This is a genomic window from Spirochaeta cellobiosiphila DSM 17781 (assembly GCF_000426705.1).
Taxonomy (GTDB): domain Bacteria; phylum Spirochaetota; class Spirochaetia; order DSM-17781; family DSM-17781; genus Spirochaeta_E; species Spirochaeta_E cellobiosiphila.
In genome coordinates, this window is record NZ_KE384558.1 from 206889 (window position 1) to 219162 (window position 12274).

14 protein-coding genes are annotated in these 12274 nt (G+C 35.7%); 12 read left to right on the plus strand and 2 right to left on the minus strand.

Going from position 1 to position 12274, the window contains the following annotated elements; translation table 11 throughout:
* Positions 1 to 604: 604 nt before the first annotated feature.
* A complete protein-coding gene (locus tag K345_RS0117585) occupies positions 605 to 1735 on the minus strand; it encodes a serine hydrolase domain-containing protein (RefSeq protein WP_028975278.1) in 1131 nt (376 codons plus the stop codon).
* A gap of 232 nt (positions 1736 to 1967) precedes the next feature.
* Between K345_RS0117585 and K345_RS0117590 the strand changes: the two genes are divergently transcribed.
* From K345_RS0117590 to K345_RS0117640, 11 genes are all read left to right on the plus strand, one after another.
* A complete protein-coding gene (locus tag K345_RS0117590; protein ID WP_028975279.1) occupies positions 1968 to 2762 on the plus strand; it encodes an AraC family transcriptional regulator in 795 nt (264 codons plus the stop codon).
* A gap of 48 nt (positions 2763 to 2810) precedes the next feature.
* Positions 2811 to 3212, plus strand: a complete 402-nt coding sequence (locus K345_RS0117595; RefSeq protein WP_028975280.1) for a DUF2000 domain-containing protein — start codon at positions 2811 to 2813, stop codon at positions 3210 to 3212.
* A 174-nt stretch (positions 3213 to 3386) separates the two neighbouring features.
* The gene (locus K345_RS0117600; protein WP_028975281.1) at positions 3387 to 4154 is read left to right on the plus strand and encodes a flavodoxin domain-containing protein; all 768 of its coding nucleotides are present in this window, start codon (positions 3387 to 3389) and stop codon (positions 4152 to 4154) included.
* Between the two features lie 68 nt (positions 4155 to 4222).
* Positions 4223 to 4396 (plus strand): dihydrofolate reductase family protein, encoded by a 174-nt coding sequence (locus tag K345_RS23240; RefSeq protein ID WP_156888461.1) that lies wholly within the window; start codon positions 4223 to 4225, stop codon positions 4394 to 4396.
* Positions 4397 to 4440: 44 nt separating this feature from the next.
* Entirely contained in the window at positions 4441 to 4860 is a 420-nt protein-coding gene (locus K345_RS0117610) for a GNAT family N-acetyltransferase (protein WP_211227919.1), read from the plus strand.
* A gap of 88 nt (positions 4861 to 4948) precedes the next feature.
* A complete protein-coding gene (locus K345_RS0117615) occupies positions 4949 to 5620 on the plus strand; it encodes a DUF5680 domain-containing protein (protein WP_028975283.1) in 672 nt (223 codons plus the stop codon).
* A gap of 70 nt (positions 5621 to 5690) precedes the next feature.
* A complete protein-coding gene (locus tag K345_RS0117620; RefSeq protein WP_028975284.1) occupies positions 5691 to 6350 on the plus strand; it encodes a hypothetical protein in 660 nt (219 codons plus the stop codon).
* Between the two features lie 9 nt (positions 6351 to 6359).
* Entirely contained in the window at positions 6360 to 6584 is a 225-nt protein-coding gene (locus tag K345_RS0117625) for a DUF6500 family protein (protein WP_028975285.1), read from the plus strand.
* A gap of 72 nt (positions 6585 to 6656) precedes the next feature.
* Positions 6657 to 6809, plus strand: a complete 153-nt coding sequence (locus tag K345_RS23245; protein ID WP_156888462.1) for a hypothetical protein — start codon at positions 6657 to 6659, stop codon at positions 6807 to 6809.
* A gap of 29 nt (positions 6810 to 6838) precedes the next feature.
* A complete protein-coding gene (locus tag K345_RS21730) occupies positions 6839 to 7672 on the plus strand; it encodes a hypothetical protein (RefSeq protein ID WP_156888463.1) in 834 nt (277 codons plus the stop codon).
* Between the two features lie 136 nt (positions 7673 to 7808).
* On the plus strand, positions 7809 to 9647 hold the full coding sequence (locus tag K345_RS0117640; RefSeq protein ID WP_037573068.1) for an amino acid permease: 1839 nt from the start codon (positions 7809 to 7811) through the stop codon (positions 9645 to 9647).
* Here K345_RS0117640 and K345_RS0117645 read toward each other — a convergent pair.
* On the minus strand, positions 9644 to 10609 hold the full coding sequence (locus K345_RS0117645; protein ID WP_028975287.1) for a phosphotransferase family protein: 966 nt from the start codon (positions 10607 to 10609) through the stop codon (positions 9644 to 9646). The genes K345_RS0117640 and K345_RS0117645 overlap by 4 nt on opposite strands.
* Positions 10610 to 10795: 186 nt before the next feature.
* Between K345_RS0117645 and K345_RS0117650 the strand changes: the two genes are divergently transcribed.
* Positions 10796 to 12259 carry a response regulator transcription factor gene (locus tag K345_RS0117650; protein ID WP_281169347.1) on the plus strand — a complete coding sequence of 488 codons (1464 nt, stop codon included), beginning with the start codon at positions 10796 to 10798 and terminating at the stop codon, positions 12257 to 12259.
* Positions 12260 to 12274: the final 15 nt, after the last annotated feature.

Genomic DNA, 12274 nt, shown 5'->3' on the forward strand with positions numbered 1-12274 from the left:
ATTAAATGTTATCTTAATCCCCATTATGGAACTGATGAGTGTGAGTTTGTAATCCTTATTGGGTGAAAGTAGTCGTTAACTATATAATTCTGCTGTAATAAAAACGATTTCTCAATCGATAAAGTTATCTATTATATAGAAATAGTAGTGTCTTTTTTTGTTGTGCGTTTCATAAAGTAATCTCAGCAAGGTCTATTGACAACTGTATGTCAGTGATCTCCTGTTATGATACATTGGGAATATAAAAATAATAAGAACATAATCTCTACTAGAGAAATTCAGTTTTTCGATCGTCAGGATAAGTTGATGGATCTTTGGGAAACATTATTCCATGAGGGGATTAATCGAGATAACAATGATCCTCTTTTTTCAGGGGGTCATAAGGTAACTGTGTTTAAGGATTTTCCAATATTAAAGGCTTTTAGACCAGGGAATCTTCCCTAACCTAGGGATGGTTGTTCATTTTATTTGTGGAATGGGGGATAATATTGAACTGTTTGAACCTGTAGAGTTGCACCAGAGAGTAAGGGATTACTTAATATTTGGCTTGAGGTCTTATAGGTGTGGGATGGTCTAATATATGAATATAAAACTACACTGGGAATTATCTATAATCTGATATTATGATCTGTTGAATTTTATCAAATACCTGGGTAAGATCTCCTTTATTGGCTAGTAGAACAAGACCAAATCCTTCATCTGGTATGAGGGTAAAGCGTGAATAGAAATTACTGTTTGATCCATCATGTGTTAAAATGTAATGGGGGTCTTGTTCTATACGAATCCAACCAAGAGCATAGTTATCCATATGAACACTAGTGATTTCTTCAAAAACTTCCTTTGAAACCAAAGGAGTGCCATTGTTAAGCCAAAGTTGAGCGTACTGAGCTGAATCACGGATACTCATGTGAATCCGTCCAGCCGGATTTAAACCACGAGGGTTATCGGCATATATCGATTGAGGTGAAATTGCTTTCTCTCGATGTCCCCAGGGTTCTTCGACACCTTTATCCAATGCTGGAGGTCCAAAACCACCAGAGTCAATTGAAAGGGGGGTAAATATGAGCTGAACAACTAAATCCTCCCAGTTTGTTCCAAAGGCTCTTTCTATCATTGTTGCCGCGATAACCACTCCCATGTTTGAGTATTCACTCTTGGTACCAGGATCAAAACGGATGTCTAATGTAAAAGTATCAGTTATCATCTGTTTTCGTTGTTCTGGTGAAGGTGCATGGGAGCTAAAATATCCTAACCATTGTTTGTTCGGTGGGATAGAAGGCACCCCAGAAGAGTGGCTCAGTAGTTGTCTTAGTGTGATGGTCTTGTAGGGCTGGGGAATCTCTGAAAAAATCTCAGAAAGTTCATCTCCTATGTTACTTTCCCAATTTAGCAAGCCTCGGTCAACCCCTATTCCCGCCAAAAGAGCTGTAAAGGACTTAGTGTTTGAACCAATGTGAAAAGCACTGTCTAGGGTCACTGGCTGTTCACCCTGGTGTACTGTTGTTCCTATTGCTTTCATGTCCATGATTTTATTGTTATTTATAATCACATAGGCAAATGCTGGTATTTGTGCTTCTTCCACAATAGCTTGAATAAGTTGTGCTGAAGATGTTTTATTCTTTGTATCTTCCATATTCTTAGAGCTGTGTTGACAGCCTGACAATATGATACTTAATGATCCTATGAGTAACCCTATAAGTAATATTGCTGGTGATGAACAATGTTGGTTGGTCATATTAGATACCTCCCGTTAGGTATGTTAAAATTGTACTTTAAGGTTTTTACGATTTATTAGTTGTTATTCCTTGTAAAATGAGTTCTACCACATCAATATCAAATTTCTCTCGTTGATTATACCTGATAACAGTTTTTCTGTGGTAAAATATTTAGATCATTTATGTTGTCCCTATTATAAGGTAGCTTCTTAAGACCTCTTTCTTTTTGTCTTGTAAGTGAGGTCTACTTATATGAAAGTAAAACCAAATAAGACTATAGATTTTCCTGTTTTTTTTATATATTTTAAAACGATGGAAAATGTCCTGCCTTTAAATATAGGTCTAACACATAATCCTTACTATCCGGATGTTGAACTTAAATGGGGACGAGATCAGTATTCAAGGCACACTCATATTCATCAAACCTGGTCGTTAAGTTATGTTCTCCATGGTTCTACGAGAGTCTCAATAGGTACTTTTGAAGGGGAATTAAAGTCAAATCAGTTTGTGGCTATTCCTTCAGGTATTCCCCATTTGTGTTCCCCTGATGAGAATAACCCTTTTAGTTTTGTTGTCCTTTACTTACCTATTGAATATCTGGATGAACAAATAGGGGATTGGACCAATCCGAGAATTGGTAGAATGGATTCGGCTACACTATTTGATTTCATTGATCCTTTCATATTATTAAAAACAAAGAAAGAAATTAGGAATCATACCAAGAGATTGAAACTTCTTCTGTATAATAGTAGTTCTCCTTTAGATTCCAAGTGGGGTGAGAATCTATTACATAGGGGTAGAGATCCTCATATTAAACCTGCCAAGTTAAGCCGTTTCCAACGTTATCGTTTCACTCGTAAGCTTTTTGGTATTGGACATAAAAAGCTAGATACAATAGAGAAAATGGAACAGGCTAAAAAACTACTAAATGACGGACAAGATCTGGTGGATGTCGCTTTAATTTGTGGATTTTATGATCAAAGTCATTTCACTAAGGTCTTTAAAGCTTATACAGGATTAACTCCCAGTCAGTACTTAAAAAGGTAGCGCACATTTTTACAAGAATGTTTTTGCCGTCTTATTTATATTCCTGTCATGAAGATAGCCATAATAATAAATAACAATTTGCCCATAGGGCTAATAACAAATACCGCTTCCGTATTGGGTATATCATTAGGTCGAACCTTTCCAGAAATTGTTCGGGAAACGGTTAATGACGCTCAGGGTAATGAGTATGCTGGAATAACAAGCCTAAATATTCCCATTTTATCAGCTACTGGTGATAAGATAAAAGAGATTGTTTCTACAGCGAGATTAGAAGATGATCTCACTCTCATTCCTTTTACTGAAGTAGCTCAAAGAAGTAGAGACTATGATTCCTATAAGGAAGATATTTCGAAAATATCGCCTGATAATGTATCTTATAGTGGAATAGCCATTGTCGGTTCTAATAAAAAGGTGGCTCGCTATACAGGTTCTCTTCCTCTATTAAGATAAATACCCATATAAAAATGACTTGGTATAGTCTTATTAGTTATGATTGTATTCAATACATAGGCCTTCCTTAACGGGGAGGTTATGTTTTGTAAAGATCTTTATAATATGTTAAAACTAATAGGATCAATCTACTATTTATTGATAAATAGATTTATATAGGAAGTATTATTAAGAATGGAATCAATAAGTACTATTTATTTCTCACCTACTGGAACTACCAAACAAATACTGACGGCCATCGCGGAAGGTATGGACAGAAAAGACTATAAACAACTGGATATAACCCATAGTGCATTGAACTCTTCTGTTGAAGGAATTGTTTTGATAGGTGCTCCAGTGTATGCAGGACGTTTACCTACTGATTTTGTTGATAGATTAAAATCAGTCAAACTTGATCATTGCCTATGCGTACTGGTTGTTGTTTATGGTAATAGAGCCTTTGATGATGCTTTACTAGAGCTTAAGGATATGGTGGCACTCAAAGGTGGTCATATTATAGGCGCTTCTGCCTTTATCGGAGAACATTCCCTTTCTGATGATGCTCATCCAATAGCCCCGGGTCGACCGGATATTCAAGACCTTAACATCGCTAGAGAGTTTGGCAAAAAGATTAAGAATAGTCCTATCGATAAGATAGCTGATATTGTTGTCCCCGGTAATCGTCCCTATCGTGAATTGAATCCTAAGAATGAAGTTGTCATCATAACGGATGAGTCAAAATGTACACATTGCCATGACTGTATAAATGTATGTCCTGTAGGGGCTATTCCTAAGGATAATCCATTGATTACAGATGGTAATCTTTGTTTACGATGTTGTGCTTGTATAAAAACATGTGCGTTCAGTGCAAGAGAATTAAAAGATGAAATGAGTATTAATATCAGACAAAAACTTTATATCAATTGTCAAGAAAGACAGGAACCAGAATTGTTTTTAGCTTGATGAATTGAATATTTGGGAGGATAAGTGAAAAACATCGTTTATATTGCGTCTAACAATGGAGATTTAGAATGGCTGTAGTCATGGGGCGAAATACATTTGAAAAAGTTCTAACTTTTGAGGAATGGCCTTACGATAAAAAGGTTTTTGTCCTAAGTAATACCTTACAAAACGTTCCTCAGAAGCTTTCTGATAAGGTCCAAATCATTACGGACCATATTCCAGATATTGTCAGAAAAAGCTAATGAACAGGAAAATAAGGAAGCTCTCTCCTATAGAAGAGCCCCCAATGTCCTTATTACTTCAAGCAGATCCCAATGAAGACTTGGTATGTCGTTACCTGAAAACAGGAAGTTGTTATGTAACCGAGATAGAGAATGAAATTGTAGCTGTTATACTCATAATGACCACAAAAAAAGGCACAATGGAAATAATGAATCTGTCTGTGAGAGAAGACTGGCAGAATAAAGGTATTGGCAAACAACTTATTTTACACGTAATAGATGATATTAAGAAGTTGAAAGACATTAGAACTATAGAGATAGGAACAGGTAATCCTGGAGCTATTCAAATGCTTTTATACCAAAAGTGTGGATTTCGCATTGTTGGTATCGATTTTGATTTTTTCCGTCGAAATTATCCAGAACCTATTTATGAAAATGGAATAGAATGTCGTGATATGATTAGACTTCGTATGGATATAAGATAATTCTCTAGCAACTGATAGTTGCCTAAAAGAACCTACTAGTTAATTGTTCTATTAAGAAAAGTATATAAAATACTCCCTAGGAGTACATATGAATATCGGAAAAAGAATACAGGAATTACGAGTTAAAATAGGATTCACACAAGAACAGCTAGCTGACAAGTTAGGACTCTCAAGACAATCTATCGCAAAATGGGAACATAATGATTCTACTCCTGATATAAACAATCTCATTGAGTTGAGTAATCTATTCAATATTCCCATTGATTATATTGTGAAAGGTCCCAATCCTTACCAAAGCTATAAATCTGCCAGTTCAGAGAATCTTGATGATATTAAGAATTTTCTATGTACTGCCAAGAAAAATACCTATGCTGGGAATGGTTCAGAAATAAAGTCCTGTAGACCTTTAGCACATGATTTACTCTATGAAGAGGAGAATCTGTCCTATCTGGATTCCTATTTTGGTGGAGAAAAGTTCATAGGTGAGGAAGTCCTCTATCTTAACTCAATATCCTATTGGGCTATGAATTATTCAGGTCATGTACTGGATGGCCATTTTTCAGGTGATTTTCTCAAAGAATGTCTAGCTTTAGTGAGCCCTTCTCGTCCCTATAGAGGCCCCGAAATCTATCAAAAGGGACATTTTACTTATTATTGTCATATTGAAGGAGACTTTGAATGGTTCCAGGGGGATGAGTGTATATACTTTAATTCTGTAAAAGTTTATAAGTGTATATTCCATGGTGGTTTAATTAAATAACTAGAGTACGATACTTCTGTATTTCCGACTACTGTGATAGATTACATCATTATCTAAAAGGAGTTAGGCGATGAAAATTAAATATTATTTTTCCCTATTTTTGTGTTTATGGTTTATTTCTTGTAGCACAACAACTAATGCTGAACAGAATAAGGTGAGTAAAAGGCCTTCTCCAGGTACTCTGAAGGGTACTTTGTATACCAATGAAGACCTGGGTATTTCCTTTCTATTTCCTGAAGACTGGAATCTTCAAGGAGAAGAGGAATTAAATCATATTAAAGAAGTGGGAGCCGACACCCTCTCTGGTGATGATCAAAATATGAAAGAAGCCATTAAAAGTACTGCTGCAAGCACTACTATTTTTTCTTTAGCTTCATTCAAATATCCATTAGGAACACCACAAAAATTGAATCCTAGTGTTATGTTGATGGCAGAAGATAATAGCATGTATCCTGGAATTAAAAACTCTGATGATTATATTCTCAATGTAAAGAGTCTATTAGCACAATCCGCAATGGATGTTAGTGTTGAAGATATTGATCCCGTTATTTTTAGTGATGTAACGTTCAAAGGAATTAAGACAATTATTCAATTAGGTCAAGTTGATGTTTATCAACAGTATTATGTTACAATGATCGATAGAAATGTAGTTGCCATGATAATGACATACTTTGATGATGATACCTATCAAGAGACCTTTGGTATCTTGTCTGGAATTGAAATTAAATAAGGATTCCATTTGAGAGCACAACTTAGAGAAAAAATAATACAGGTTTGTAATAGTAAGATCGAAGCTAAAGGGGATAATGTTGGATTATCCTTTTATGCTTTTTTTGCTAATAAAAACAATGATCCTGATCTTTTGATGGAGGCGGCTACTTGGTGGATTAAGACTCATGAATTGGATCATTTTGAGAAAGCTGTTAAAATCAAAGAAATGGTGATCCTAGAGGGGGGCTCTTGAAAAACTGTCCTCTGGGGAATTGCTATTGATATTTCCAATATTTAGATGTAACTTATTATTATAGGGGGTTTTATGAAAGCCATCATTAGCGAGAGTGCTAAAAAAGTCCTAAGTGATTCGGAAGCGAGAAAGGAATTATCAGAATATATTACCAGTGGTGATAAAGAACCAAAGGTAATAACATCAAAAGGTAAAAAATATAAAATAGAGGCTGTTAACAGCTAATAAATAACCATAAAACAAATTAAAAAAGTATGAATATAGCGTTTTCGGCATTTTATCTAATATGTTTATTGTTACCGGGATATATCTTTCTTTATGCCTTTAACAAGAAGGAAAACACTTCAGTTGAACATTCTGGAGTAGATCGATCTTTTGTACTGGCTGTCATCTTGTCTACACTCATCCATCTAATAGGAACATCAATAGTCAGATTAATGGGCTATACCATCAATGTTGATATCAGTATCAAGATTTTAACAGGATGTAATTTGGTGCAGGATGAATTGGATATCCTGGAGGCCTGTTCTGTTCTTATTTCTATCTATTTTATGAGTGTATTTATCTCATCATTCCTGTTTGGTAAATTCTTACAAATCATAGTACTTCAACTCTTTCCCTATAAAGATTCTCCTTTTTCCTATAATACTCCTTGGTTTTATGATCTAAGAGGGCTCATTTCCAAAGATGTAAAAGCAGACATTACTAAGATAACCTGCTTAGTGGATTTTAAAGACTCTGCTTACCTTTATAGAGGTATCCTGGAGGAGTTTCATCTTAATAAAGATGGATCGCTCGATAGAATTATTCTTAAGGATGCAATGAAAAAAAGAATTCACAAGGATAGTCCTGGATCTTTTAACTCTATAAGAGGTAACAAAATGATTATTAAGTATGAGGATATCAAAAATATGAATATACAATACTATAACCTTAATATTGAGGATGACTCAAAGGAACAGCCCTCCTATTCTTTTTGGCAGGTATTAGTACAATTAATAAACATTCTTCGATTGCCCTCTTCAGAAAGAGATAAGATCATTGATACTATTAACCATAGTAAACAGGATAGTAAAAAAGGCGATTGAGATCATGATGCCAGTCTCTAGTGTGACCAATCCCTTAAATAAAACAGGGTTAGGTTGTTGCTATTCCCCAGACTTTTTTCAATTTATGTAACTTTTATGGTATGCTTTTTTTTACAATGTGTAAGAGGGGTAGTTGATGAAAAGAACATTAGGCTTTGTTAGTATTTTCTGCATTTCTTCAGGAGCTATGATTAGCTCAGGTCTATTTGTCTTACCTGGTTTAGCCTATGTTAATGCTGGCTCAGCTGTATTCATCTCTTATTTGATCGCTGGCCTTATCGCCCTGACCACTGTGTTGAGCTTATCAGAATTAATTACTGCCATGCCCATGGTGGGGGGGGATTATTTTTATGTATCCCGATCTTTAGGTCCTCTTTTCGGAACCGTATCAGGGTTGTTAAGCTGGTTAGCCCTTTCCCTAAAAAGTGCCTTTGCTATCATAGGTATCTCTGAATTGGTATACCTGGCTTTTGCTATTGACTTGCGTGTTACTGCATTAGTGTTAACTTTGCTTTTCTCTATAATTAATTTATTTGGGGTCAAAGAAGCTGTTCGTTTCCAAATCGCTCTTGTCATTATGTTAATCGTGATACTACTTAGTTTTTTTGTGAAAGGGGTTCCTCAAGTCGATTTATCTTTTTATAGACCTTTTATGGAGAAGGGATTTAACTCTCTTATATCAACAGCTGGTTTTGTTTTTGTTTCCTTTGGCGGCATATTGACCACTGCCAGTATTGCTGGGGAGGTTATTCATCCTAAACGGAATGTTCCCCTTGGTCTGATATCTGCTACTGTGATTGTTACCTTGTTATATGGAACCATTATTTTTGTTGTGGTTGGTACTGTTCCTTCTCAGGAGCTATCCGGTTCCTTATCTCCCATCGCCTTAGCCGCTCAAAAGATGGGAGGACAAGTTCTCTTCTATTTAGTAGCCTTAGCTTCCTTACTGGCTTTTATTACAACCGCAAATGGTGGTATTCTCACAGCTTCAAGATATCCTGTCGCTTTAGCTCAGGATGGGATGTTTCCCCAGCTGGTGACAAAGTTAACCAAAAGAGGAAAATCTCCTTTTGTTGCTATTATTCTAACAGGTTTTCTGATTGGAATATCAGTTCTGTTAGATTTGACCTTACTAATTAAAGCTGCTTCTACAGTTATTTTATTATCCAATATATTTGCCCATCTCTCTGTTATCATCATGAGAGAAAGTAATGTCAGCAATTATAGACCGTCTTACCGCAGTCCCTTTTATCCCTGGTTACAAATATTAGGTATTATGGTATTTATCTTTTTGATTGCAGATATGGGCATCGTTCCTGTTCTTATTAGTTTATTGTTTGTTTTTGTCGGTGTTTTTATATACTTCCTTCGAAGAGGATCTTTGGAACATAGTTCTCCTGCATTAATTCATCTTGTAGAACGAATCACCAATAAAGACCTTGTTACGGAAGGATTAGGATCGGAATTAAGAAAAATTATAGAAGACAGAGATGGTATTATCCTCAATGAGCTAGATGAGGTGATTGATACCTCTGCCTTTTGGGAAGTCGATGGACATGTTCAAATTGAGGATATCTGGTTTAGCATTGCAACCACCATACATGACAAATTACTGCCGGACTTATCACCAGAATACATTGTCAGCTTATTAAAGGAAAGAGAAGAAGAAAGTAGTACTGCCATCAGTTCCTTTGTTGCTATCCCTCATATGATTTTTGAAGGTAAAAATACTTTGAAAGTTCTGATGATACGAGCAAGAGAAGGGATTTATTTTGATGAATTCCATAATAACGTCAAAGCCGTATTTGTTTTATTAGGAACGAAGGATTGTCGTAATTTACATCTCCGTTCATTAGCTGCTATTGCTCAAGTTATGCAGCATGCCCGATTTGAAGGGCAATGGCTCAAAGCCAAAGGTCATGAAGATTTAAAAGATATTTTAATTCTGAATCAAAATCGACATCGATATACTTAAGATAGTTTTTTGAGCTGGGTAGATAAACAATCCTTTGCCCAGCTCCTATGATCTTTATCTGTAATCTTCCTTGATTCACATTCTGTAACAAATATTAAGGTAAGATATAAATCATAGAGTTGCCTCTTAATGATGAAATCTTCTGAATTCGGCCTATCTATGCCATATCCCGAATAAAAGTCATCCGAGGATGGGTATATCTGGTTGAAATAATATTCTATAGAGGCATCGCCCCATAGGGCTCTATCACAATCTATGATACCTGTTATCTGACCACTTGCATTAACCATTACATTGCCATCATGTAGATCCCAATGTACTAAAGAGGGAACCTTAACCTGATCAAAGAGACTTTTGTGTTGAATAAACAGTTCCCTAATATCTGTTTGCGGCCAAATGAGCTTTGCCTTGAAGTCATAGGCATCGGCTAAGATATTATCAACCATTTCCAGAAAGGCTTCCCCCCATGTTTGATATTTCTTATGCTGCTTGCCATACATTCCAAAATTAGTACCTGTTATTTTATTAAGGGATCTATTAATTCGACCTTTTTGCCGTTCAATATTTTTAAGGGTTTCTATATCAAAGCTTTGATGACATGAGGATAGGGATTCGCCTGGTAAACTTTCCATGATGAAGTAGTCTGAATCAATAACTTCTCTGTCAAAATCGATCGATAGAACTTTGGGGGAGGGGATATCGGGGTAATTTGCCAATAATTCTAAAACTTCGATTTCTGTTATCAATAATTGCTGCTCGTACCGAAGAACAGGGATATGATCAGGTGGTGCAATTTTGAGAAACACCTTTTGGTCATTATCCAGGCAGATATCATATAAGGCATTAAACCAACCTTGGGTATTTTCTTTTACATTTAATATATTGATGTGAGGGCCGAAGTTTTTATGAATAAGAGAGGTAAGCTTCTTATCGCTCAGGTTTACTTTAGAAATACTGTTCATATATTGATAGTACTATGGATAAAAGTTTCTGTAGAGGATTAGTTTTCTCAGCTTTCAATCTGAAGTTCCTTTCGATATGGCTAACATGATCAATCAGAAGAGCATATACTTTATAAAAAGCTAGATCATTTTGGAATTCCCTCCCTATAATAAAACAGGGGGCATTCCATCTATCACGTATTAGTTATTGAGAATGATGTTGATGATCTATCCACAATAACAAATGTGATCAGTGATTATACAAAATATTTTCAAATCTGTGGCACTGGTCAAACTTGTTATGAATCTCCTGAACTATGTGCTGAGTTAAAACCGGATCTTATCATTATGAATCAGGATCTCCCAGGAATGAGCCGCATTGATCCCATTGGTCAGATCAAAAATATTCTTCCCAAAACTGTTTTTATTTTACTAACATCCTCCGAAGAGGACATTACGAACATAAAGAATAAGCAGGAGAATATTTTTGCTCAATTGAGTAAACCCTTAAGAAAAGAAAATTTTCTTCAAACCATGGGACAGGTCAGTATCTATCTAAATGGTATAAGAGAATCGATCCGTATAGGTGTAAAAAAAGCTCAATTAGAATATGACAATCAAATATCAACAATACGTAAGATCTTAAGTAAAGCCCTGTGGTCCAATATTTCTGTAGATATGTGGAATCAGTTTAAAAAACTAACAGGAATCAATACTGACAAAGTCCAAATTCTTCTTGTCGGTTTCGAAAGAGACAAGGATATGGATAAGGAAAGGCTTTTTGCTTTGCTTAAAGATCTGGCTAGCCGAATGATGGCCTATGGTGCCTGTCCCTCTCTTCTGGTAGGACAAAGACTAATTTTTCTCCTTCCTGAGACTAACGATTCCTTAAGTGCAACAGAAAAGATTAAGGAAATAGCCGGTTCTGCACCCTATGAATGGATTATAACGGAAGGCAGATACTATAGCTATAAAGATATTAACCAAGCTTATCTGGAAGCCATTCGTCATTATAAGAATGATTCTCCCTGGTTTCCCTTTCAGGCTTGGTATCGGGATCAATTACGTTGTCTCCTTTCTCTTCTTCAACAAGACTCATGGGAAAAGTTTGACCAATTCTTTGTTGATTTCCAGCAGAATATAAGGGAACGAGTTCCCTTTTCCCTATTTATCAATCATATGACCGAGTGCTATATCCTGATCTTTTCTTCTATGAGGTACTTTGATCCTTCCTATGATAGGGAATTAGTTAATCCAAGTGATGACATGGCGGTTATCCAAACTGAGGATCAATGGGAACAATGGAATATCTATGGTTTAGAAATCATCCATGCCATGTGGCAGAATAATCGTAGTCTAAAGATAAGCAAACCCCTACGTAATGCTCTGGATTATATTGAAGCCAATTACACTTCCTCTATTTTTCTGGGAAAGGTGGCTGATGCCTGCCATATATCTTCTGGGTATTTAAGCCATTTGTTTTCAGAACAATTGAATACAACCTTTGTGGATTATCTTAATAACTACCGTATTAATCGGGCTATTGATCTGATCAGAGATAAAAAGTTGACTATTAAAGAAGTGGCTTTTCAAATTGGTTATAAGGATCCGAATTACTTTAGTAGAATCTTTAAAAAACACAGAGGTATTAATCCCTCTGAATTGGTATAGCACAATATTGATATC